At 41.8% G+C, this 23,670-nt stretch carries 19 protein-coding genes and 1 pseudogene; 17 read left to right on the top strand and 3 right to left on the bottom strand.

Annotated features, from left to right (window positions below):
- Positions 1–50: 50 nt before the first annotated feature.
- The 14 genes from AAFM34_RS13270 to AAFM34_RS13205 all read left to right on the top strand — a co-directional run bounded on the left by AAFM34_RS13270 (position 51) and on the right by AAFM34_RS13205 (position 16,190).
- Positions 51–2,045, top strand: coding sequence for a GNAT family N-acetyltransferase (locus AAFM34_RS13270; RefSeq protein WP_341663579.1), 1,995 nt, complete (start codon positions 51–53; stop codon positions 2,043–2,045).
- 326 nt (positions 2,046–2,371) lie between these two features.
- Positions 2,372–2,653, top strand: a complete 282-nt coding sequence (locus AAFM34_RS13265; protein WP_341663577.1) for an STAS domain-containing protein — start codon at positions 2,372–2,374, stop codon at positions 2,651–2,653.
- Positions 2,654–2,658: 5 nt separating this feature from the next.
- Positions 2,659–3,018 (top strand): response regulator, encoded by a 360-nt coding sequence (locus tag AAFM34_RS13260; protein WP_114785288.1) that lies wholly within the window; start codon positions 2,659–2,661, stop codon positions 3,016–3,018.
- 46 nt (positions 3,019–3,064) lie between these two features.
- Entirely contained in the window at positions 3,065–5,137 is a 2,073-nt protein-coding gene (locus tag AAFM34_RS13255) for a chemotaxis protein CheA (protein ID WP_341663574.1), read from the top strand.
- 60 nt (positions 5,138–5,197) lie between these two features.
- Positions 5,198–5,695 carry a chemotaxis protein CheW gene (locus AAFM34_RS13250; protein ID WP_371833279.1) on the top strand — a complete coding sequence of 166 codons (498 nt, stop codon included), beginning with the start codon at positions 5,198–5,200 and terminating at the stop codon, positions 5,693–5,695.
- Positions 5,692–6,162 carry a chemotaxis protein CheW gene (locus tag AAFM34_RS13245; protein ID WP_341663570.1) on the top strand — a complete coding sequence of 157 codons (471 nt, stop codon included), beginning with the start codon at positions 5,692–5,694 and terminating at the stop codon, positions 6,160–6,162. The genes AAFM34_RS13250 and AAFM34_RS13245 overlap by 4 nt, the downstream gene beginning before the upstream one ends.
- A gap of 34 nt (positions 6,163–6,196) precedes the next feature.
- Positions 6,197–8,596: an aerotaxis transducer Aer2 gene (gene aer2, locus AAFM34_RS13240; protein ID WP_341663568.1), complete on the top strand. Its 2,400-nt coding sequence runs from the start codon at positions 6,197–6,199 to the stop codon at positions 8,594–8,596.
- The gene (locus AAFM34_RS13235) at positions 8,581–9,435 is read left to right on the top strand and encodes a protein-glutamate O-methyltransferase CheR (RefSeq protein ID WP_341663566.1); all 855 of its coding nucleotides are present in this window, start codon (positions 8,581–8,583) and stop codon (positions 9,433–9,435) included. Before aer2 ends, AAFM34_RS13235 begins: the two co-directional genes overlap by 16 nt.
- Before the next feature lie 8 nt (positions 9,436–9,443).
- Complete coding sequence (locus AAFM34_RS13230) at positions 9,444–10,094, top strand: chemotaxis protein CheD (RefSeq protein WP_341663564.1); 651 nt, start codon at positions 9,444–9,446, stop codon at positions 10,092–10,094.
- A complete protein-coding gene (locus tag AAFM34_RS13225) occupies positions 10,091–11,155 on the top strand; it encodes a chemotaxis response regulator protein-glutamate methylesterase (protein ID WP_341663562.1) in 1,065 nt (354 codons plus the stop codon). Before AAFM34_RS13230 ends, AAFM34_RS13225 begins: the two co-directional genes overlap by 4 nt.
- 4 nt (positions 11,156–11,159) lie before the next feature.
- Positions 11,160–12,323 carry a methyl-accepting chemotaxis protein gene (locus tag AAFM34_RS13220; protein ID WP_341663560.1) on the top strand — a complete coding sequence of 388 codons (1,164 nt, stop codon included), beginning with the start codon at positions 11,160–11,162 and terminating at the stop codon, positions 12,321–12,323.
- A 57-nt stretch (positions 12,324–12,380) separates the two neighbouring features.
- Positions 12,381–12,680 (top strand): STAS domain-containing protein, encoded by a 300-nt coding sequence (locus tag AAFM34_RS13215; protein ID WP_341663558.1) that lies wholly within the window; start codon positions 12,381–12,383, stop codon positions 12,678–12,680.
- Between the two features lie 17 nt (positions 12,681–12,697).
- Entirely contained in the window at positions 12,698–14,392 is a 1,695-nt protein-coding gene (locus AAFM34_RS13210; protein WP_341663556.1) for a fused response regulator/phosphatase, read from the top strand.
- A gap of 124 nt (positions 14,393–14,516) precedes the next feature.
- Complete coding sequence (locus AAFM34_RS13205; RefSeq protein ID WP_341663554.1) at positions 14,517–16,190, top strand: FapA family protein; 1,674 nt, start codon at positions 14,517–14,519, stop codon at positions 16,188–16,190.
- A gap of 25 nt (positions 16,191–16,215) precedes the next feature.
- On the opposite strand, the gene AAFM34_RS13200 is transcribed toward AAFM34_RS13205, so the two are convergent.
- Complete coding sequence (locus AAFM34_RS13200) at positions 16,216–17,376, bottom strand: multidrug effflux MFS transporter (protein WP_341663552.1); 1,161 nt, start codon at positions 17,374–17,376, stop codon at positions 16,216–16,218.
- A gap of 99 nt (positions 17,377–17,475) precedes the next feature.
- Between AAFM34_RS13200 and AAFM34_RS13195 the strand changes: the two genes are divergently transcribed.
- Positions 17,476–18,252: a helix-turn-helix domain-containing protein gene (locus tag AAFM34_RS13195; protein WP_371833278.1), complete on the top strand. Its 777-nt coding sequence runs from the start codon at positions 17,476–17,478 to the stop codon at positions 18,250–18,252.
- Between the two features lie 39 nt (positions 18,253–18,291).
- Here the strand turns inward: AAFM34_RS13195 and AAFM34_RS13190 are convergent, their stop codons facing one another.
- Positions 18,292–18,717, bottom strand: coding sequence for a universal stress protein (locus tag AAFM34_RS13190; protein ID WP_341663548.1), 426 nt, complete (start codon positions 18,715–18,717; stop codon positions 18,292–18,294).
- A gap of 259 nt (positions 18,718–18,976) precedes the next feature.
- Here AAFM34_RS13190 and mrdA point away from each other — a divergent pair, with 259 nt between their 5' ends.
- Both mrdA and AAFM34_RS13180 read left to right on the top strand, forming a co-directional pair.
- Positions 18,977–20,857 carry a penicillin-binding protein 2 gene (mrdA, locus tag AAFM34_RS13185; protein ID WP_341663546.1) on the top strand — a complete coding sequence of 627 codons (1,881 nt, stop codon included), beginning with the start codon at positions 18,977–18,979 and terminating at the stop codon, positions 20,855–20,857.
- A 529-nt stretch (positions 20,858–21,386) separates the two neighbouring features.
- Positions 21,387–23,264: a PhoX family phosphatase gene (locus AAFM34_RS13180; RefSeq protein ID WP_341663544.1), complete on the top strand. Its 1,878-nt coding sequence runs from the start codon at positions 21,387–21,389 to the stop codon at positions 23,262–23,264.
- A gap of 60 nt (positions 23,265–23,324) precedes the next feature.
- Here the strand turns inward: AAFM34_RS13180 and AAFM34_RS13175 are convergent.
- A pseudogene (locus AAFM34_RS13175) lies at positions 23,325–23,670 on the bottom strand (hypothetical protein); the annotation flags it as partial.

The raw sequence follows: 23,670 nt of genomic DNA, 5'->3' as shown, positions 1-23,670 counted from the left end.
ACTGAGCCTAGTTGTTATAATTCTCTTATTCTCAATTGAAGACTTTTACCATGTTTGACTATTTTACCCAGCTTATTGAATGTGCATGTCAAACTAATCATCGATATGGATTAGTTTTGCATGGGGACCATGATTGGACGAGCTCTAATATTGAAATGGTCAAAGCTCTATACGCTCACTCAGATATAGTTGAACTAGGGGGGAAGGTAAACGATAACAAAGTTCGTCATATTTCTTATAAACAGGGAAAAAACTTGTTGGGGCAAGAATGCGCGTTATTGATTTGTTATTTATCGGGTGGGTTTGATGCAAATTCATTCTGTGCTGCTTTGGGGAGTGTGCGAGGAGGTGGTTTAGTTATTATCGTGCCAACATTGAGTAATGCCTCACCGCTAGCACAGCAGTGGCTTCAAGGTGCTTTTAAAAGGTTGATTCAACTTGAACAATCGAAACCCGTACCCGAGGTTATTGAGATCAATACTCCATCATTAGCTCCTTTCTCTGATCAAAGTATTGCGATAGATAAAATCAAAAAAATCTCTACAGGGCATCGTAAGCGTCCACTCGTTATGACAGCAGATAGAGGAAGAGGAAAAAGCAGCGCGTTAGGTATTGCATCGGCCGAGCTAATGGAACAGCGCCAGATCAAGATCCTTGTTACAGCTCCTAGTTTAGCAACCGTATCCCCTGTTTTTGAGCATGTTCAAAAGCACCTCCTAGATGCCCAAGTAAATAAAGGTAAGATTTGTTATTCTCATTCATCGATAGAGTTTATTGCTCCAGATGAGTTGCTTACAAGCCAACCTGAATGCGATTTATTGCTTGTCGATGAAGCGTCGGCCATACCCATTCCCATGCTACAGAAAGTGGTGAGCCTCTATCACCGCTGTGTGTTTTCTACCACAGTTCATGGTTATGAAGGTTGTGGAAGAGGCTTTACTATCAAGTTTCAAGATTGGCTTGAGCAAAAGCGGCCCGGTACGTCTTTTTTCCATCTTAATCAACCTATTCGCTGGGCGGTGAATGACCCGCTAGAAAATTGGTTATTTGACTCTTTTTTATTAAATGCCGAACTAGAGCCTGTTGAGTTTTATGAAGGCTCAGAGATTAAGTTGGAAAAAGCAACTAAGCAAAATCTAATTAATCAGCCGTCTCTGTTACGAACCAGTTTTGCACTCTTGGTGAATGCTCATTATCAGACGACACCTAGTGACCTAATGTTACTGTTGGAGGAAGATGCGATACAGCTATATTTAGCCTTATCCAATGGTTCATGCGTTGGTTGTATGATGACAATTAATGAAGGGGGGGTAGAGGACAGCTTGATTAAATCGATTCAACATGGCAAGCGGCGCCCAAGAGGCCACTTGGTACCAATCACTTTGGCTAACCAACTCGGTATTTCTCAAGCTGCACGTCAATACAGCACTCGTATTATGCGGTTAGCCATACACCCAGATGTTCAAAGAATGGGAATTGGGACAGAAATGCTGTCTCAGTTCACAACACACTCTACTGACGATTTTATCTCAACTAGTTTCGGCGCCACCGATGAACTGATTCGCTTTTGGGCTAAAGCGGGTTTTTCTCCTGTCAGACTTGGAACTCAGAGAGATCAAGCGAGTGGTTGCCATTCTGTTATCATGGTCAAAGGTCAGGTTAATTGGCTAGAGTACGCGATAAAGCATAACCAACATGCAATGGTTTACTTGTTGAGTAGTCTTTTTTCCGATATAGAAGTAGACATCATTCGTAGTTTACTTGTGATGAATAATACTTCTGATGAAAAAAGTGAATATATCTCAGTCATTGATAATTATTCTATGGGAGGAGCGAGTTATGAAAGTGTCGTACCATTTTTATCTGATTGGATATTATCCTCTCCTATTCTCATCAAAGAGTCATCGGATTTACTGATACGTAAAATATTGCAGCAGCGTACTTGGAAACAGTGCAGTGAAGAATTTTCTGTATCAGGCAGGAAGCAATTAGAGCAGAAAATCAGAGATGAGCTCAGAGTATTAATAGAATCTGATCAGCAGTGATTATGATTTTTACAGTGTAAATACCGTCTTTACAAGAGGGAGCCCTTTCTCTCATACATGAAAAACACTGTTGTATTTACAGTGTAAACTTTCCTTTAACCATATTTTAAAAATGCCACTAAAAAAACATGGTTTTTTCATAATGAAGTTAAATCGTATAACATATTGAAAGTAAAGTGGTTATATTGATTTTTTTGTAATTCATATGTATTTGAGTTCATAATGGGACCTAGCTTGGTTGGCTAAACCGCAATTCCTTTCTACACTCAGATTGAGGCGTATGCTTCAATCAACGGCTAGGAAATATAAAAATAAAAGGTAGAAACATGAATTGTTTACTTCCTGAGTCTCTGGACATTTCGACAGTGCTAGACTTGACGGCTCAATATAAAGAACTGTTTACTAACCAAGGCTCCATTGAGGTTAACGCCGAAAACGTGGCGCGGGTCGATGCGGCTGGTATCCAACTCCTTTCTTGCCTTTTTATTTCCGCAAAAAAAAATCGCCGAGAGATTTATCTTCTTAAACCAACACAGCTACTAACCGATGGTATACAAACGTTAGGGCTATGCGATGTTTTTGATGGAACAACGAAAGTCGGGGAGTAATCAATATGACTAAGATACTTGCAGTAGATGACTCTGTGTCAATACGTCAAATGGTTAGCCATACATTGCGTGATGCTGGCTACGAAGTTGAAACCGCTAATGATGGTCGAGACGCACTCACCAAGGTAGCAAGTCACAAGTTTGACGTTGTTATCTCAGATGTCAACATGCCAATAATGGGGGGATTCGAGTTAGTTAAAGCCTTGAGAGATAAGCCTCAGTATAAATTCATCCCCATTTTAATGCTCACTACCGAAACAAGTACTGAAAAAAAACAGCAGGGTAAGACTGCTGGTGCAACAGGCTGGTTGGTTAAGCCATTCAATCCTGAAACGCTATTAAAAACACTAAAACGCGTTATTTGATCACAAGATCTGAACCGAAAAGCGTCATCAGGCAAAGGAAAAGCTTATGGCTTTAGATATGGAACAACTACGCAAGATGTTTTACGAAGAGTGTCGTGAAAATCTTGAAGTATTAGAAGATATGCTCCTCAATCTAGATGTAAGTTGTGTCGAAGATGAGTCAATCAATACTATATTTCGAGCTGCTCATTCGATTAAAGGTGGAGCGGCAACGTTTAATTTACTCGATATTAGTGAATTCACGCACTCAGTCGAAGCTTATCTCGACCTAGTTCGTAACCACCAGAAAGAACTCACAGTGACCACAGTAGACTTGTTGCTTAAAAGTGGTGATTGTATTCATGCAATGCTCGAAGGCCATGAACAAGGAAGTGATGTTGATACTGAGCTTAAAGATCATGTTAGTTCTCAACTCAATGCTTTATTAGGTGAGTCTCTCACTGAGGATACAGATTCCCCGTCGTCATTGGCACCAAATGATGTAACCTCGAGTGTTTGTCAACAATCTGATTGGCGGGTGAAATTTGAGCCTCATGCTGAAATGTTTTTTAGTGGCAATGACCCGCTGAGAATATTGAGAGAGCTAAAAGACCTGCACACTTCTTGTGTAGTTAGTGTTGACACAGCTCAGTTACCCGATGTAGAGGACATTGAAGCCGAACTTTGTTACTTGAAATGGACAGCGCACCTACCGGCCGAAGTGGCTGAGGGCGATATTCGCGAAATTTTTGAGTGGGTAGAAGATGAATGTGATCTTTCTATTGAGCGAACGTCGCCAAGCCAGCATGAGAATAAGGAGGAAGCTGAGCAATCTAATGATACTGACCCTGCCAGTATAGACGTGAAACCCTCGGCTCCTAGCCTAGTAAAATCAGACCCTAAAGCTTCTAAAGTCGCAAAATCTGAATCCAGCGTGAGCTCGATACGAGTGGATATCGATAAGGTCGATAGTCTAATCAATCTCGTTGGAGAGCTTGTGATTACTCAATCAATGCTCACAGAAATTGGTAACGATTTTACGATTGATAAGTTAGAGAAACTTAAAGCCGGATTAGCTCAATTACTTCAAAATAGTAAAGACCTACAAGAAAATGTCCTTAACATTCGTATGTTGCCAATGAGCTTTGCATTTAGCCGATTCCCTCGGTTAGTGCGTGACTTATCTGGTCGACTTGATAAGCAGGTAGATTTACAAATCCAAGGAGAACAGACAGAACTCGATAAAACCGTGTTAGAACGTATTGTCGATCCGTTGGTTCACTTAGTTAGAAATGGTATTGATCATGGTATCGAGCAGCCAAATGTCCGCTTAGAGCGAGGAAAGCCAGCACAAGGGGTAATTAAGTTAAATGCTTTCCACCAAGGTGGGTCTATTGTCATCGAGATTAAAGATGATGGAGCTGGACTGGATTGTAACAAGCTTTGGAATAAAGCGACTGAAAAAGGTGTATTGGCGGCGGATGCTCGCCGTGAAGACATGACTGATAAGCAAATAATGAATTTAATTTTTGCGCCCGGCTTTTCAACTGCGGAGGAAGTTTCTGATATTTCGGGCAGGGGCGTAGGAATGGATGTGGTAAGGCGTAACATCGAAGAGCTAGGCGGACATATTGAAGTTGAATCAGAAATTGGGGTAGGTAGTTGTTTTACTATTAGTTTGCCACTCACTCTTGCAATACTTGATGGCCAGTTGGTCAAAGTGGGTGGTGAAGTATACATCATCCCTCTTTTGACAATTGTAGAATCAATTCAAATAGATCCTACTTGCATTAAGTTGGCTTCAGGAGGAGTGGAACTTTATCGATTACGAGAGGAAAACATTCCTATTTTGCGTCTTCAAGAAGAGTTGGAGATGGGGCAAAGTGGTTCCTTAGACGCCAGAATACTATGTTTTGTTGAAGCTGCAGGTAACCGAGTTGGTTTACTTATTGATGAGCTTCTTGACCAACAGCAAGTTGTTATCAAGAGTTTGGAGTCGAATTACAACAAAGTCGCAGGCATCTCTGGCGCCACCATTTTAGGAGACGGTTCTGTTTCTTTGATTTTAGATATTCAGGGCTTAATTACACGTTTTCTCAAACGAGCTTCCGACTCTGCTAGCAAGGGCCTCGCGGCTTAGGGAGGGAAAATGGAAACTGAATTAGCAACACGTGATATGGCGTCTAAAACCGCATTTCCGATGCAATCACAAGTACCAGTAGAGAGTGCTGAAGAAGAAGGAGTCTCAGAAAGTGCTGACTTCTTGAGCTTTAAACTAGCAAGTGAGCTATATGGTGTAGAAATCAATGATGTTGAGGAGATTCGTGTCTGGGAAAGGCCAACCCCGATTCCTCATGCACCTGCATTCGTCAAAGGTGTTATTAATTTGCGCGGTATGATTGTCCCTGTAGTTGACCTAAGGTGCCGCTTTGGGGTGGGGCAGAGTGAATATTTGCCAAGTACAGTCGTGATTGTGCTTCGCCTCAAACTTGAAGAGAGTGAACGCTTAATGGGCTTAGTGGTTGATGCAGTGAGTGATGTTGTTAGCCAAGGACAAAATGAGTTGTATCCGAGTGTAGGAGAGTCATTAGTCACTCCTTACTTACAAGGGTTATTGAATGTTGGTGATCAGGTTATGTCTCTACTCAATACAGAAGAGCTGCTTAATATAGAGCGTGTTTTAGGGAGAGAATCATGATTATGCCTCAGGAATTTCTCAGCTTTATTTTAGGTGAAGATGAATATGGTGTCCCTATTCTTGAGGTACGAGAGGTGAGAGGTTGGGGGGCGGTCAGAGAGGTGCCTAATTCTCCCCCCTATATGCTAGGAGTACTAGAAATCCGAGGAGAATATGTCCCCATTGTTGATTTGCGGGCACGGTTTGGCTTACCACCTGCGGAAATTAGTGCAACGACAGTTGTGATCGTTCTCAATGACGCTCAGATGCATCCTTTAGGCATTATTGTTGATGGAGTCTCAGAAGTTTACCCATTAACAGATGAACAAATAAAACCAGCACCACATGTATCACGTACGGTTGACCATAGCTATATCCGAGGTCTTGCATCGGTCGAGAATGGTCATCTGATATTAATAAAACTTGAGGCTCTGTTCGATGTGGCAGAGTTAGCTGAGCTCGAACACAGAGATAAGAGTTTGGCTTAACAAGTCATACAAAACAATCAGGGAGAGGTGGCTCATGGCATTTTGGAATCGTAAACCTAAATCAAACGCAGTTGAGCAATTTGAAGCGGTTGCGTCAGATGGCTTAATGAATACTCAAGAGCATGAAGAACAAGGGCTGTCTAAAGAACAACTCTCTTCAGCACTTAATGCTGCGCAAACGGCGTTAATGATGATTGATAGAGATTTCAACATTACCTACGTAAACCAGAAATCCATTGACTTACTAAAAACTCATGAAGGTTTATTTCAGTCTGTTTGGCCTAATTTTCGGGCCGATGAAGAGTTTCTGATGGGGTACTGTATTGATGGTTTTCATGCTAATCCTGCTCACCAGCGTCAATTACTCTCCAATCCATCTAACCTCCCCTACATCACAACCATCACTGTCAAAGATGTACAGATTGAACTAAATGTTGGTGCGATTATTGACAAGAATGGAAGCTATGTAGGTAACACGTTGGAATGGTCTGATGTGACAGATGCGCTCAAACAGAAAGACGATATTGCCCGTTTACGCGCCGCCGTTGACCAAGCTCAAACTGCAATGGTGATGATAGATAGAGATTTCAACATTACCTATGTTAACCAATCGACCATAGAGCTATTTGGCAAACATGAAGCTGCACTTCGGACTGTTTGGTCAGGCTTTACTGCATCAGAGCAATGGTTGATGGGGCGCTGTATTGATGAGTTCCATAAAAATCCTGCTCACCAGAGGCAACTGCTATCAACCCCGAACAATCTCCCATATAAAACCGATATAGATATCGCAGATATAAAAATTGAGCTTAATGTTGCCGCTATTATGGATGCTAAAGGTAACTATATTGGCAACACACTAGAGTGGAAAGATGTGACAGCCAAACGAGCGAAAGACCAAGAAGTGGGTCGCTTGGCTTCTGCGGTAAAAGGCATGACAACCAATCTAATGATGGCAGACAAAGAAGGTATTATTCAATACCTTAACCCATCTCTGTCTAATCTGCTGAAATCAAGAGAAAGTGATCTGCAAAAAGTCTTGCCAGGTTTTGATGCGAGCAATTTAGTCGGCAAGAACATTGATGTATTCCATAAAAATCCGAGCCATCAAAGAAACATAATCAATAATCCAGATCGACTACCTTTCTCTTCAAATATTGCCGTTGGGGGATTGGAATTTAACTTAACTTGTATTGCGATGCACGATACACAGGGTAACTACATTGGGCCTGCCCTCCAATGGGAAGACATTACTGAGCAGCAAGATGGGCAAAGGCAGGTTGAGTCTCTGATTCAAAGGGCAATATCGGGAGAGTTGAATGAACGTATTGATACCTCGGTATATAGCGGCTTTATGAAAGAGCTGGGAGATGGAATTAATAGTTTACTTGATAACATGGTGCAGCCTATTGGCCAGTGCATTGATGTTATGAGCCGAGTGGCTGATGGTGATTTGAATACTAATATGTCTGAAAATAAGGGAGAGTTTGGCAGGCTGTCAGATGCGGTCAATACATCCATTGTTAACCTGCGGAATATGGTAGAAAAAATCACTCAATCATCTGCTCGTGTTGCGACCGCTTCTACAGAAATAGCCGAAGGAAATAACGACTTAAGTCAGCGTGTTGAAGCTCAGGCATCGAATTTGGAAGAAACCGCGGCAAGTATGGAGCAAATGACGGCAACGGTGAGGCAAAATGCCGATAATGCCAAGGGCGCTAATACTCTCGCGGAAGATGCCACTAAAAAAGCCAGCAAAGGTGGAGATGTGGTTGGTCAAGCGGTATCGGCTATGTCTGAGATTAACAACGCGAGTAAGAAAATTGCCGACATCATTGGTGTTATTGATGAAATTGCTTTCCAGACAAACTTGTTGGCACTTAATGCCGCGGTTGAAGCTGCTCGAGCAGGGGAGCAAGGACGTGGCTTTGCCGTTGTGGCTGGAGAGGTTCGTAATCTGGCGCAACGAAGTGCAGCAGCAGCCAAGGAGATTAAAGGTTTAATAAAAGACAGTGTTGAGAAAGTCGATGAGGGATCTAGGTTAGTTGATGAATCTGGCGATACACTCAACGAAATAGTCGAAGCTGTAGAAAAAGTGACAGAGCTGATTGCTCAGATTGCTTCATCGAGCCTAGAGCAATCGACAGGCATAGACGAAATAAATCGTGCTATCGCTACAATGGATGAAATGACCCAACAAAATGCCTCTTTGGTTGAAGAGACCTCTGCTGCGAGCCAGTCGCTGGAAGATGAAGGTAAGCAGTTACTTCATCTAATGAACTTCTTTTCAACCGATGACAATGTGAAAACATTTGAGGCCAAAAGACCTGTTCACGCTAGCCCCAAAAATAATGTAAGAGAGATACGAACCCCTAAAGTTGCTAACTCCGGTTTTCAAGCCAGTGAGGAAGGGGACGAATGGGAAGAGTTTTAAGCCGTGAGGAGGAAATTGTCGGCGGAACAGAGTTTGAACTGACAGATAAAGATTTTAGGTTCATTCAATGGTTTATGCACAAGCACGCTGGCATTTATTTCTCTGATCGTAAACGTACCATGGTCTATAGCCGAATTAGCCGCCAGCTTAGGCGGCTAGGGCTACGTCGTTTTACTGATTACAAGCAACTTATCGAACAAGATAGTGAAGAGCGCGTTGGCTTTATCAATAGCCTGACGACAAATAAAACTCAGTTTTTTCGCGAGTATCACCATTTTGAGTTTCTCGAAAATATCATGCTGAAAGAGTGGTGTAAGCAAGGTGTACAGAATCTTAGTTTATGGTCAGCGGGGTGTTCTACAGGTGAAGAACCATATAGTTTTGCTGCATCACTTTATTCCAAAGGAGCGTTTAGTGCTTTCGAGCAGATTAGGATTTTCGCGACAGATCTTGATACTAAGGTGCTCTCACATGCTACACAAGGTATCTACAGTGATGATGCGATTTCTTCTATTCCTGTAAGGTACTTGCAACCATGTTTTTTCAAAGGAAAAGGCAGTCAACAAGGTAATATTAAGGTTGCCAAAGGTCTGCAACAAAGTATTTACTTTCAACAACTTAATTTGTTAGACGAGTGGTGTTGGGAAGAACCCTTTGATCTTATTTCATGCAGAAATGTCATGATTTACTTTGATAAGCAAACCCAAGAAAAGCTAATAAAGGCTTTTTATCAACAGCTTAAACCTCACGGAATTTTGTTCCTTGGGCACTCTGAAAGTGTTGGATCTTGTAGTGATCTCTTTAGGCACCTAGGGAAAACCATTTATATAAAACAATAGGCATGGCTATGTTTGGATTAAAGGACGTTAAGCCAGTGCACGATGATAGTCATTTCAATCGTTTTTATCATCCTCAAAAAGAAATGCACATGGTTAAGGTTTTTCCCGGTGGATTGTATTGGAGTCAACAAGACGACGAATTGATCGCGACAGGTTTGGGTTCTTGTGTTGCTGTGTGTATGTGGGATGAATTAGTTGGCATAGGTGGAATGAATCATTTTTTGCTCCCATTTTGTAGCCACTCTGAGATAAATGCTTGGCGGCCAGGAGAGATTGTCTCTACAGCTTCTCGCTATGGTAGTCACGCGATGGAAATGTTGATTAATGCCATGACTTCTCATGGTGCCCGAAGGTCAGAGTTAAAAATAAAACTTTTTGGCGGCGCGCAAATGATGGGTAGACATTCAATGATAGGGGAAAAAAATATTGCCTTTATATTGGATTATGTTCAGCGTGAAGGGCTAGATGTTGTTGCTCAAGATCTCGGAGGATTGGAACCGAGGAGAATCATATTCAATCCTGTTAATGGCAAGGTATGGCTAAAGAGAGTGCCATATACCGAGGTTCATCAGCTTCAACTTCAAGAAGACAAATATGCTAGCCAGTTAGGTAGAGAGAGTCACAGCCCCCATGGTGATGATGTGGAGATATTTGGATGAAAAAAATTAAAGTTTTGATTGTAGATGACTCTCCGGTGTTTAGAGCACTACTTGAACAGTTGATTATCTCTGACCCTATCCTTGAAGTGGTGGCATTGGCCGAAGACCCCTATCAGGCTCGAGATCTGATTAAACAACATAACCCTGATGTCATCACATTAGATATAGAAATGCCAAAAATGAATGGTGTCCAGTTTCTAAAGAACCTAATGCGATTGAGGCCTACACCTGTCATCATGATTTCAACACTAACCCAGCATGGCGCTGAACCCACTCTCACTGCATTGGCACTTGGTGCGGTCGATTACTTCCCCAAGCCGTCTGTTCACAATACTGCTGAAATGGTCAATTACAAAGATCTTGTTAATGACAAAATAAAAATGGCAGCAGGGGCTAATGTAAAACAGGAGTACAGCCAAAATTCTTCACAGAAACCTTTAGCGTGTAAAGGTAAAACATCAATCGAGCTTATTGCCATTGGGGCTTCTACTGGTGGGACAGAAGCTGTCAGACAAGTATTGTCTGCCTTGCCAGCGGGGCTTCCACCTATCGTCATTACTCAACACATAAGTGCGATGTTTAGTGCCTCGTTTGCGCAAAGGTTGAATGAAAGCTGTGCGCTACAAGTTAAGGAATTGTCGACGAATAAAGCACCTTTAATTAATGGCTGTGCCTATGTTGCTCCAGGAGATAAACACCTTGTAGTGGTTAAACAGGGAAGCCATTTATATTGCCAACTTGATGACAGACCTAGTGTTAATCGACACAAACCATCCGTTGATGTGATGTTTGATGCCGTGGCAGAAACGGTAGGAAAAAATGCTATTGGTGTGATACTTACCGGAATGGGACAAGATGGTGCACAAGGTATGCTTAGAATGAGGCAACAAGGTGCGAGTACGATTGCACAAGACCAAGCATCCTCAGTGGTGTGGGGAATGCCACGCGTTGCGATTGAAATGAATGCAGCTCAAAACGTCAAAAGTCTTAAACAAATACCGCAGCAGATTTGTGACTGTTTAGACACTCACTCAAGAGTGCTCAAGGACAAGGTTAGGTGAGCCTATGAACAGAATAATATTGGTAACTAAATATCGTTATGCCGTGGCTATAAGCGTTCAGCTTATATTGCTATCAATAGGTATGACACTATCTTCTTCGCTGGGGCATGTAGCGGTTATGGTATTAGCTGCGGCTGTTCCTTGGTTTGTCTTACCTCGTCAAAAGCCGGTCGATATTACCGAGCAAGAAACCACAGTTAAGCCAGTTACAGATGTTCAGCACGCCGCTAAGGGGGTAAGTGAAGTTATTAGCAGTATATCACAGCAGTTGAATGAACCTCTAAATCTACAAAGTAGTGTCGTTGGTGAGTCAGTTGAAACTCTCAATTGCAGTTTTTTTGAGTTACAGAGTTTGGCTGAAAACCAGAATGAGATAGCGGAAGCGTTGGTTTTCGATATGTTGGGCAATAAGGGAGATGCCTATAATATCACTCAAGTATTACCCAAAGCCGAAGCCATCATTCGCCAGTTCGTTGATACTCTCATCACTGTATCAGAGAAAAGCATCTCAGCTGTACACAGTATTCATGATATGTCAGATAAGCTAGATAATGTCTTCAAGTTATTTGCACAAGTTCGAGGGCTCTCAGAACAAACGAATCTATTGGCTCTCAATGCGGCGATAGAGGCAGCACGAGCTGGTGATGCAGGAAGAGGGTTTGCCGTTGTCGCTCAAGAAGTAAGGAATTTATCCGTAAAAGCAGAAGAGCTTAACAGCCAGATAGAGAAAGAGATCAATGTGGCTCAAGACACGGTAAAAGAGGCGAATAAAACTGTGGGTGAAATGGCTTCAATTGATATGACAGAAGCTATTAAGTCCAAAGACAAAGTCGATGATATGTTGCTCGGAGTACAAAAAACTAATGCCATTATTGAGCGGGAAGTTAATAAAATTAAATCTATTGGTGTCAGTCTTCAAAGTAAAGTCAGTGATGGTATTCGAGCATTGCAGTTTACCGACATTATCATACAGCAAGGTGAATATGCGAAAGCGAGTACTGAATTTCTAGAGCAGATGGAAAGTCTTTTTGCTGAGTATGCAAATGATAGGATTAATGGGGACAACTTTAATCAAGCCGTTACTGAGCTAAAAAGTAACATAGAGCAAAGAAGTGCGCCAGCAGCATCACAAGCTAGCATAGAAGAAGGCGAAGTTGAGTTCTTTTAAACTTGAACACTATAGGTGGCAAGGCTTAGCCGCTTTGTTGGTAAATAAGGAGATACTATGTCAGTTGAGTCAGAAATCGATACGGGTGAAAAGCATATTACGATTGTAATAGAAGGGGCTTTTGGCTTTAATTTGGTACAGGAGTTTCGTCGTTGCTATTCCGACAAAAAAGATTACCGCTTTACTATTGATCTGCGTAAAGTTGATTATATTGATAGTGCAGGGTTAGGGATGTTGCTAAATATGCATAACTATCTCGAGCAAGATGACGGTATGATCCGCATTACTAACACCTTACCTCAAGTTCGAAAAATACTGTCCATTTCTCGTTTTGATAAAAAATTTGCCATTGAGTAGATGTCGAGGAGATCTGTATGCATGTCATGATTGTTGATGACCACGCGACCAATAGAGAGTTGTGTCGGTTTATGTTAAGTGGCATCACAGACAAAGTAACCACTTTTGAAAATGGAGAAGGTGTGGTTGAGGCTATGCGGCAAATGCCACTCTTGCCAGATGTTATTCTTCTTGATGTTATGATGCCAGTCAAAGATGGTTTTGTTACAGCCAAAGAAATTAGGGATGCGTTTGCTGGCACGCACATGCCTATTATCTTCCTCACCGCTTTGGATGATCATGATTCATTTGAAAAGTGTTTGACTGTCGGAGACGACTTTATACCTAAACCTGTGGAACGAAGTGTATTGATCGCTAAAGTGCAAGCCCACTATCGTATTGTTAAAATACATAATCAGGTTAAAGAACAAAGAGATGAATTAAGACGTTTTCATGAGCAGGTGCGCTATGACTACGCGATTGCTGAATCGATATTTTCCAATTTGATGGATGAAATGGACTCTCAACTTAATGATATCTATGGTATCTATCACAAGTCCACTCCGTCGACCATCTTTAATGGAGACATGATTGTAGTCGCTAATCGCCCGCATGGTGGTGTCTATGTAATGATTGCAGATGCCACTGGCCATGGCCTTCCTGCTGCTATTTCTGCTATACCTGCCACACGTGCGTTTTTCTCAATGGCTGCAAAAGGCTTATCTCTTGGAGAGATTGTTCACGAACTAAATGATGTTTTAGTCAGATTCTTACCCATAGGTATGATGCTGGCGGCAAGTGTGTTTGAAATTAGAGCTAACGGTTTTGAAGTATCATGGTGGGGTGGCGGATTGCCAGATGGTTATTTACTCGACAAAGACGGAACCATCGTACGTAGGCTAGTATCTACTCATATGCCTCTTGGTGTCTTGAAGGAGCATGAGTTTGAGGCAGAACTTGTGCATTACAAAATGGAACCCGACCAGAAGATTGTTTGCTATACCGACGGTGTTGTTGAAGCCGAGAACAATCTTGGTGAGCAATTTGGCCAGGAACGGCTTGAAGCTGCACTGGCTTCTGGGAAAGCAATCATTCCAACAGTGTTTGAATCTGTGAATAGCTTCTCTAATCGCAATGTTGGCGATGATTTATCGATACTTGCAATGACCTTCCCTATTTCGAATAGCAATGACAGGGTTGTACAACAAAGCCACTCCTATTTAAGTAAAACGCAATCTCACTCCACAATACGTTTTCCTGCGTCAGTACTAAAGTCTGTTACTGTAATGAATGAAGTTCGACAGTTTATGACAGGAGTGATTTCTGGACCACACCTTGATTTAGTTTGCTCTGTTTTATCTGAACTGTTTGCCAATGCCATTGAGCATGGCTTATTGAATATGGATTCTCGAATAAAAGAAGAGCCAGATGGCTTTTTTAAATTTTATCAATTGCGAGAACAGAAGTTGCAAGATTTACAGGATAAATACTGCATATCTTTATCTATCGATTACCAGCCCGAAAATACTAAATTAATAATGGCCTTAGAACATAATGGTGAAGGGTTCGACCACTCTAAGTTAAAAATGGGGGACGATGAGTCTTTGACACATGGTCGTGGCATTGTACTTGCTTCAGAATTATGTGATTCATTGGAATATTCAAAGCAAGGTAAATGTGTGACGGCTGTCTATCGTTTGGACTCTAAACATCACTTCCCTAGCTCCAATTAGTGATATTTACACTGTAAAAGCAGGTGAGTAGTGACCGACCCCCTACTTTGCTATAAATTAAATATTGTATTCCACTGGGATTATATAAACTAAACTTAAAGGGATTAAAGCAAGTAGGCTGTAAATGTGGGACAAATTAGTCAGCTTATCTGAAGATAATCAACATATTATTGCTAAGCTACCGCAAGATATGGATCTTGAAGGTAAACTGAGTGATAAAGGTGTTGAAGAAGCATTGAACGATATTGGCGCCAACGACTTTTGTTTGCTGACAGATGAAGTGAATCGTTTTGTTAATTGTGCGAATGAAGGAAAAAGCGAAGCGCTGGTAGGGTTTCCTATTGCTGAAGTTAGGGATGCTGAGGTCGAGGTAGTGTTATCAGATCATGACATGCTTGCCAGTATGGTTGTGACTGGTGCATATCGTGGTGCTCCACTTAAAGGGCCTCAAATTGTCCATGCCTTGGCTCGTGCTCATGTCACTAAGGGTATAAATAAGCTTGCACTAAAGAAAGTGTTAGTTATGAGTCATCAGCTCAAGCCGGGAGAAACCTTTACCCAGCCAGTTGCTAAAGGGAAAAATCCGGTGCAAGGCCAAGATGCTAAGTTCATTCCTTTAGTCAAAGACGTTACCAAGCAAGTGTTGGCGCCGACAGAAGATGAAAGTGGTAAAGTGGATATGTTAAACCTTGGCGAAACTGTTACGGTCGAAGCCGGGGCTCGTTTGATGAAACGTATCCCTGCAACTAAAGGTGTTCCAGGTATCACTGTCCAAGGAAAGTCCATTCCACCCAAACCTGGTACTGATACCACTCTGAAAGTTTCAAAAGGCTCTGAAATCTCTCCAGATGATCCTAATCTACTCATTGCTGAAGTTTCTGGAATGCCCATCATCAAAGAGCGCTCTGTAGAGGTTGAAGACGCACTCTGTCTTCCTTCAATTGGGGTCGCTACTGGCCATATTAAATTCAAAGGTAACGTGATTGTTACTGGAAATATTGAATCTGATATGGTGGTGCGTACGACAGGAAATCTTACTGTTGGAGGCTTTATTGAGTCAGCTGATGTGCAGGCGCAGGGGGATATTGATGTTGCCAAAGGTATCATAGGGCACAATGTCTCTGAGGGAGAAGAGAAAAGCTGTAAGGTTAAATCAGGTGGCTCGATCACTGCGAACTATTCACAATTCTCTGAACTGCAAGCTGGGGAAAATATCAACCTTTCTATTCATTGTATGAGTAATGAGCTTAGGTGTGGTAAGGACCTTACGGTTTCAGATGAAGCTGGAAAACAAGGTACGCTTAGCGGTGGTAGTGCAAAAGTTGGTGGTAAGGTTATCTGTGTCAATTTAGGTGTAGAGGGTGATACTGCCACACATGTTAATGCTTTTGCTCGTTACGCAAACTTCAAAGAGCGTCAGCAAAAGTACAAAGATGAGTACACCGCGGCTCAAGAAGCGACCATGAAAGTGGTGCGAAAAGAGCTTGAGTTTAAGAAAACCCCTAAAGCCGAACGTACCGAAGAAGACGAAGCTAATCTTGCTAAGATGAAACAAGAATCTAACGAAAGGTTAGAAAAAGCGAAAATGGCAAGAGATCGGCTCGAGATGGAACTAGAGGAAGCATTAGAAGAAAATACCATTGAAGTGAAGAACAAAGTGTATACGCATGTGACAGTTCAATATGGCGAAGAAAAAGTGATCACAAAACGTGTTCATGGTACCAGTACTTTTAGTTTTACTCAGTATGAAATTAAATGCGCCTCAGCCATGGATGAAGAGGCGCTAGAGCAAGAGTAGATTGCTAAAAATAACTCTGAATAGGTTACAGAGAGTTGCTATTCATCTGCTGGCTTTTCGATGAATACTGACATTTTACAATATGTGTGATGAACGTCAGTGCGGAGCATACAAGTAAAGTGCAAGGCAGGTTTTCCGTCATTCCGGACACAGTTAGACCGATTCCAATTTGAAGGTAATATATGAGCCCTAGTATAGCACCAGCACTTCCCTTAGATTGTGTGTAGTCTTTTAGAGCATTGCTAATAATATTTGGAATGGCAATACCAAATGCAATGACGACCAAACTCATCATTAGAACAAAATGGATACTGTGTTGAGTATAATAAATTCCCACACTACCTAAAACTAATAATGCGATTGCAATTGTTATTAGCTTTGCTTGGTTGACTTTCTGTTTTAGAAGACGGCCATTAATGTAGCTCCCAATTATGATACTGCCTCCTAAAAGTGTGCCACTGTAACCAAATTGTCTAGAGGTATAACCTAGCTTTGCAAATGCAAAAGGTCCAAGTTGATAATAGGAAAATAGTGCGATATTGAAGAGCGAAATCATTAGGGCTGAATACCATATATGAACATCTTTTAACATCTCACCACAGAGTTCGGCAAGTCTGCCCTTTGTTTTACTATGTTGTGTTTCAGGTAGCTTTACTAAGCAGTAAATTCCTAGAAGTACTGACATTATGAGAGAAGCGGCAAATACATAAAAGTGTCCGCCAAAATGTACTAAGTGACCTCCTATAGCCATTCCGAATACTGGACCTAATGCGATTCCCATACTCATTAAACTAAAGACTTTCCCCAACTTGTCTCCACTGAATACATCTCTCAGCATAGTTTGCGTGACAACTGAGCCTACGGCAATGCCAAAAGCGGCCGTGATTCTGGCCGCAATGAGTAATGAAAATTGGTCAGTAAATAATGCCAGTATTGAAGCTAGAGCATAGATGAGAATACCTGCCAACATTGTTGGTCGCCTCCCCCATTTATCGGCTGCAATTCCCCAAAAAACCACGCCTAAAGCAAAGGCAATAAAGTAAACAGACAAAGTCTGAGAAGCTTGAGCATCGCTAACGTTGAACGAATTAGCAATAGAGTGAAGAGCTGGGCTATATATGGTTTCTGCAACTTGCGGAAACATGATCAAGATAAACATTAACCACATTGATGGTTTTCTACGCATAATACATTCTCAAATAGAATTAACTTGGCGTGTAGTATACGAGGAGGTAAGCTAATTCTATTAACAATATAAATACACAAAACATCAAAATAAGGACAGATTTTGTTCATTGACGAAAGCCTCCACTTTGATCCAGATAGTCTTGATGATACTGTCGTAGGTTTGGCCGCTGATCTTGGCCAGCATGATTCTGGTCTTCATCGTCATACCAAAGGTCAGTTATTGTATGCTCCTCAAGGTTGTATGAATTTTGAACTAGCAGACTCAGTCTGTGTATTACCACCGACTAAAGCAGTATGGATCCCTTCAGGAACACTGCACAGGGCATATATGACCAACGTCGTTGCCTACAGGTCTTTATACTTTGACCATCGCTTTTATCCATGTCCTTCCAAAATTACCACTATTGTCGTTGATGATTTTCTCAAAGAGCTGATAAATAAGATGGCACTTTGGCCTGCAGGTAAACCAGAACTAGAAACTAGAAACTACTGTAATTTGTTTTGGGAAGAGTTTTACGCAAGTGAAAGGTATTTTTGCCATTTACCATTACCTAAAGATGACCGTTTAGATTGTTTCCGTCAGCAGTTGTCAGGGGACCAATTTCTCGTCCCTGATTTAGTGTCCCTTGCTAGCAGTGTCCCCATGAGTTCTAAAACGGTAACTCGGATATTTAAAGCAGAGACAGGTATGCCTTATCAAGATTGGAGACAGCAGTGGCGTAAGCTAAAAGCGATAGAGCTTTTATGTCAAAAACGTCAAGTTAGTGAAGTCGCCTATTCGTTAGAGTTTTCTTCGGATAGCGCATTCATTGCATTTTTTAAAAAACATACAGGCCAGACACCACTGCAGTTTATAAAAGGTAATGTTTATTAGCCTTCTTGTATTAGCATTGAAGCTTAATAGCACTCCATTTTATGTAGATATAGGAATAACTAGTATATCTACGGGGGAGCGGTTTATGAGCTGTCGAGAATAAGAAAGGATTTTACTCCAAAAATCTTGGTGGTGACCGCACAGCAACAAATCAACATGATACTTTTCTATTGTGTCAGAAAGCTTGGTGGCTAAGTTTCCAGTCCCAACCAAAAAATGTCGAATGGGAAAGTCTACGTTAGCTTCGAAAGACCTTAGTTTTTTCATGGCAAGTTCATTAACGGGTCTCACATTGGTATCTGAATGGATATCAATAAGATCTGGATAGATCTCTCCATGGGAGCCATCAAGGTGAATAAATGAGATGTCGGCGTTGTGCTGCTTAGCCATAAAGATTGCTCGTTCTATCAGAAGATTGCTGTCATCTGATAGTTCTAAAGCAACCATAATATGTTGATATTGCATAGCTACTTCCTTCTGTTTTCTATGACTCTCACATCATAAAATGAATTGAGGAAGAATAGTGTTTTCGAGATCTCTAATGTGAAAGCTGTTTGTTTATAGTCTCATTGCTGTGATTAAAGCGAAGAAATTTCTTTTATAGAAATAGTTGACACATTGGACACAAAACTTTTACCCAGATTTGTTAAAGTTGTGCCAACGATAACAATGCCTCCCAGTGATTAGTGGGCAGAGCGTTTAGCTGCCACTTTCTTAAAATTCTATGAAGTTAAATCGATGTACTAATCGTCTACGCAACTACGATTTTGAGCGTGCTTTGTTCAAAAGGCGAGCTGTAGTAGCTTTTATCGCTATGGTATCCGCCTGTTTTGTACTTATTGCAAACCTATATCAGCTTGAAGTAGAGAACTTTTCTTATTATCAAACTCGAGCAAACGATAATAGGATTCAAGTTTTGCCAATCTCGCCTCCACGGGGGGTGATTTATGACAGAAACGGAAGACCTGTTGCACAAAACATCCCGGTTTATGTGTTGGAAGTGGTGCCTAATAAAGTAGCGTCAATGAAAGACTCAGTTCTTCGGCTATCGAACTATATAGAACTGACGCCAGAGCAACGGCAGAAGCTAATACGATTACATCGTGCTGGTCATAAACTACAGACTGTCAAGGCCGGTTTAAGTGAAGTAGAAATAGCTCAATTTTCTGCCCATCAACATGAATTCCCGGGTTTTAGGGTCAATGCTGAAATGAAACGTTACTACCCTTATGGGGAGTCATTAACCCATATTCTTGGGTATGTAGCGCACATTAATGATCGTGACTTAGAACGTTTAAAAGAAGAGGGTGAACTGGCCAACTACAGAGCGACCAAAATAATCGGGAAATTGGGAATTGAACGATATTACGAAAATATTTTGCATGGAAAACAGGGCTACGAAGAGGTTGAGGTCAATAACCGAGGCCGAGTAATAAGAACACTTAAATATGTTCCTCCAATAGCTGGAAAAGACCTTGTCCTTAATATTGATGTTGACTTGCAACAGCATGTTTATCAACTCTTGGTTGATAGGCAAGGTAGTGCTGTTGTGCTTGATCCTAAAGATAATAGTGTTCTCGCTATGGCTTCTAGCCCTAGTTATGATCCCAATCCATTTGTTGATGGTATCTCTGGTGCGGAATATCGTAAACTATTACAAGACCCTCATCATCCTTTGCTCAATCGAGCAACATTAGGCGTATACCCTCCTGCCTCTACGGTAAAACCCTTTATCGCTATAGCTGGTTTAAGTGAAAAGGTTGTGAGCCCTGATACAACTCGCAACGATCATGGTCGCTGGCAGATCCCAGGTTCCAGTCGTCACTCTAAGGCTTGGCGAGATTGGAGGCGTTGGGGTCATGGTGATGTCGATGTCACTTTAGCGATTGAAGAGTCGGTAGATTCGTTTTTTTATCAAATGGCGTATGACTTAGGTATAGACAGAATATCGGACTGGATGGGGATGTTTGGTTTTGGTCAGAGAACTGGCATTGATATTTTTGAAGAGACAGCGGCAAATATGCCAACTAGAGAGTGGAAGCAACGCATACATCATCAGCCATGGTACAAAGGTGATACGGTTCCTATCGGGATTGGACAAGGGTATTGGACAGCAACACCACTCCAATTGGCGAAAGCGACTTCTGTGTTGGTTAATCATGGGGCTGTGACCTCTCCACACTTACTCAAAGCGGTGATTGAACATGGGGAAAAGTTTAATCAAGCTCAGACGGTTGAATATGCTAAAACAAAGGAAATGAATCAAGTGAATGATGCATACTGGGATATTTCTCTCAACGCAATGCGCCTGGTTAATCAAGGATCTAGAGGGTCAGGGCGTCGTTCATTTAGAGGAGCTAAATACTGTAGTGGAGGTAAATCTGGAACGGCACAAGTGTTTGGCTTAAAAAAAGACGAAGTGTATAACTCCAAAGAGTTGAGTCAACATCTACTCGATCATGGTCTATTTACCGGATTTGCACCATGTGAAAATCCGAAGTATGTTGCCACGGTAGTGATAGAACATGGAAATGGTGGTTCTAGGGTGGGGGCACCATTTATTAGAAAGGTCTTTGATTATTTGTTGGTTGAAGAGAAAACATAGTAGTTTGAGGTCATTTGATTTTTGAGATTCGCTACATACTAGTCTGGATTTATATTATTTGGTCACTATTCTAGAGTTCAGTATTACTTGAAAAGAAAAGCGGGTATGAATATCCGCTTTTCTTTATGTGTATCATGATAGCTTCAGGAGTTACTTTTGGGTGCACTTTTGTTTACCTCTTTCCAAAATTGAACACGAATACGGTGCAGTCGAGCTCTTCTCATTTTCTTCATTAAATGCCCTCATTATTAATGTTTTTAGAGTCTGACAATTGCAAATCAGTTACTTAATGAACAAACTTAATGTAGCGACCCATACAGAGGATCGCCAGATTTTTAGGTACGGTTTTTCTCTAAACGTTGAAGTTTCTTTAATGAAAGTGAAATAAAACTCATTTTCATGGAAATGCAATGTAAATCTCACAAGATCATTGATGCGTATTCCTTACAAAAGAAACAATAGTTTAACTTGGTTGTCATTTTTGCAGTCTATCCTCTCCCAAGATTAAAAAACACACAAGGAATCAGCAATGAAAAACCAACAAGAGCAAGAGTCTCAATTTAGCCAAATGATCGATGCGAGGCTATCTCGTCGACGTTTTTTAACCGGGACAGCTGCCGTTGGTGCAGGTGCTTTTTTATCCCTAAATCCAATTGCCAAAGCGTTTGCGGATAACAAGAAAAGCGCGTTACTGAATTTTGATGCCGTCCCTGCTTCGACAAAAGACACTTTTATTGTCCCTAAGGGTTATAAAGCAACACCTTTAATTTCCTGGGGGGACCCTCTTTTTGCAGACTCTCCTAAATTTGACCCAAGTGGAAAGCAAGATTCAAAAGCGCAACTAAAGCAATTTGGTGACAATAATGATGGCATGAGCTTATTTCCTATCAGCAAAGATAGGGCGGTCATTGCGGTCAATAATGAGTACACTAACTACGAATACCTGTTTGATCATGGTGGTAAAGCTATGACGGCGGATGATGTGGTCAAAGCCCAAGCGGCACATGGAGTGACGGTGTTTGAGATTACATCGTCAGGGGGGAAATGGCAGCTAGATACAAATGGCTCCCGCAATCGCCGAATTACAGCAAATACTGAAATGAGGTTAACAGGACCTGCGGCTGGCCATCGTCTGATGAAAACCAAATTAGACCCTTCTGGAACCAAACCTTTTGGAACGTTCGCAAACTGCGCCAATGGACAAACCCCTTGGGGAACTTACCTAACTTGTGAAGAAAACTTTGATGGTTATTTTGGCAGTGTTAAAGGAGTGGAATTGTCTGATGATCATAAACGCTATGGCATATCGGCAGAACAAAGTGAAGCTCAGTGGCATAATACTGACGAGCGCTTTGATGTTGCAGTGCACCCTAATGAGCCACATCGTTTTGGCTGGATAGTAGAAATCGACCCACACGATCCAACATCGACACCTTTAAAGAGAACGGCTCTTGGTCGCTTCAAGCATGAGAATGCCGCAGTGGTGGTCAATGATGATGGTCATGTCGTGGTATACATGGGAGACGATGAACGTGGAGAGCATCTCTACAAGTTTGTGTCCAAGAATAAGTATCAGCAAGGTAATGACAAACAGAATAGAGACTTACTAGAGGAAGGAACCTTGTATGTTGCCAAGTTCGATATGGATGATGGTGAACTAAAAGGCAATGGCCAATGGTTAGAGTTAACCTATGGGAAAAATGGTTTGGATAAAACCAATGGTTTTGGCGATCAAGCAGAAGTGGTTACATTTGCTCGCCGAGCAGCCACCCATGTCGGTGCAACAACCATGGATCGCCCAGAATGGGTAGCCGTTCACCCCGATAAGAAATTTGTCTATTGTACCTTAACCAATAATAAACATCGAGGAGTCAAAGAAGGACAGCCTGTCGGAGGACCTAACCCGCGTAAAAAGAACCACTATGGGCAGATTGTTCGCTGGGCTCCATCAAATGGCGATCATACAGCGGATACGTTTGAGTGGGATCTTTATCTTATCGCTGGTAACCCAAGTGTGTATAAAGGTAATTTGTATGCAGGAAGTGACAATATTAACTTAAGTAATATGTTCAATAGTCCTGACGGTATAGGGTTTGATAAAGCCGGACGATTGTGGATTCAAACCGATGGTGATTACTCGAACAGAGGGGACTTTGCCGGACAGGGTAATAACCAAATGCTTTGTGGCGATCCTATGACAGGCGAGGTGCGCCGCTTTTTAACGGGGCCGATAGCCTGTGAAATTACAGGTTTGACCTTCTCTGAAGACTACAAAACTATGTTTGTTGGCGTTCAGCACCCAGGAGACAAAGGTGCTCCCTCTCATTTTCCTGCCGGTGGTAACAGTAAACCAAGGTCTACCATTATGGCAATTACACGTGAAGATGGCGGTGTTATTGGCGCGTAACCACGCTAGTGGGCTTACGTTAAAATTAGAAGAAAAGGAGCAGTGCTGCTCTAATGCCGTTCACTTAAGGTGAGCGGCATTGTTTTTTCTGGGGTATCGGCTTGGTTTTTTCTTCACTATTCTTGGGAAGGATCTTTCCCGCCTAGGTTCAAGGATTAAGCTCCCACTCATTGCGTAAAAATTTTGAAGTTGCCTCGGTATTGCTCCTGGTGATGAGTATGGAAGACCAACTATCAAGCGCATGATGTGAGCTAATGCTCCATTGAAGCTAAGTTGGTATGGTAAGTAGTCACCATTCAATGTATTACACATCTGAACCATTTGATACCTGACCAAGTTGTATGTCAGTAATATCGTAAGCTGGCGGTGAGCCCCATTTAACTGAAAGCTGGCACCGACTAAAAAT

It is taken from the genome of Vibrio sp., assembly GCF_038138445.1.
In the GTDB taxonomy this organism is placed as follows: Bacteria; Pseudomonadota; Gammaproteobacteria; order Enterobacterales; family Vibrionaceae; genus Vibrio.
The sequence above is the reverse complement of the archived record's forward strand: the minus strand, read 5'-3'. Positions and strand labels throughout refer to the sequence as shown.

Bases quoted from the DNA above. Each gene is read 5' to 3' on its own strand.
- AAFM34_RS13270 (WP_341663579.1), top strand. From the start codon at position 51: ATGTTTGACTATTTTACCCAGCTTATTGAATGTGCATGTCAAACTAAT.
- AAFM34_RS13265 (WP_341663577.1), top strand. From the start codon at position 2,372: ATGAATTGTTTACTTCCTGAGTCTCTGGACATTTCGACAGTGCTAGAC.
- AAFM34_RS13260 (WP_114785288.1), top strand. From the start codon at position 2,659: ATGACTAAGATACTTGCAGTAGATGACTCTGTGTCAATACGTCAAATG.
- AAFM34_RS13255 (WP_341663574.1), top strand. From the start codon at position 3,065: ATGGCTTTAGATATGGAACAACTACGCAAGATGTTTTACGAAGAGTGT.
- AAFM34_RS13250 (WP_371833279.1), top strand. From the start codon at position 5,198: ATGCAATCACAAGTACCAGTAGAGAGTGCTGAAGAAGAAGGAGTCTCA.
- AAFM34_RS13245 (WP_341663570.1), top strand. From the start codon at position 5,692: ATGATTATGCCTCAGGAATTTCTCAGCTTTATTTTAGGTGAAGATGAA.
- aer2 (WP_341663568.1), top strand. From the start codon at position 6,197: ATGGCATTTTGGAATCGTAAACCTAAATCAAACGCAGTTGAGCAATTT.
- AAFM34_RS13235 (WP_341663566.1), top strand. From the start codon at position 8,581: ATGGGAAGAGTTTTAAGCCGTGAGGAGGAAATTGTCGGCGGAACAGAG.
- AAFM34_RS13230 (WP_341663564.1), top strand. From the start codon at position 9,444: ATGTTTGGATTAAAGGACGTTAAGCCAGTGCACGATGATAGTCATTTC.
- AAFM34_RS13225 (WP_341663562.1), top strand. From the start codon at position 10,091: ATGAAAAAAATTAAAGTTTTGATTGTAGATGACTCTCCGGTGTTTAGA.
- AAFM34_RS13220 (WP_341663560.1), top strand. From the start codon at position 11,160: ATGAACAGAATAATATTGGTAACTAAATATCGTTATGCCGTGGCTATA.
- AAFM34_RS13215 (WP_341663558.1), top strand. From the start codon at position 12,381: ATGTCAGTTGAGTCAGAAATCGATACGGGTGAAAAGCATATTACGATT.
- AAFM34_RS13210 (WP_341663556.1), top strand. From the start codon at position 12,698: ATGCATGTCATGATTGTTGATGACCACGCGACCAATAGAGAGTTGTGT.
- AAFM34_RS13205 (WP_341663554.1), top strand. From the start codon at position 14,517: ATGTGGGACAAATTAGTCAGCTTATCTGAAGATAATCAACATATTATT.
- AAFM34_RS13200 (WP_341663552.1), bottom strand. From the start codon at position 17,376: ATGCGTAGAAAACCATCAATGTGGTTAATGTTTATCTTGATCATGTTT.
- AAFM34_RS13190 (WP_341663548.1), bottom strand. From the start codon at position 18,717: ATGCAATATCAACATATTATGGTTGCTTTAGAACTATCAGATGACAGC.
- mrdA (WP_341663546.1), top strand. From the start codon at position 18,977: ATGAAGTTAAATCGATGTACTAATCGTCTACGCAACTACGATTTTGAG.
- AAFM34_RS13180 (WP_341663544.1), top strand. From the start codon at position 21,387: ATGAAAAACCAACAAGAGCAAGAGTCTCAATTTAGCCAAATGATCGAT.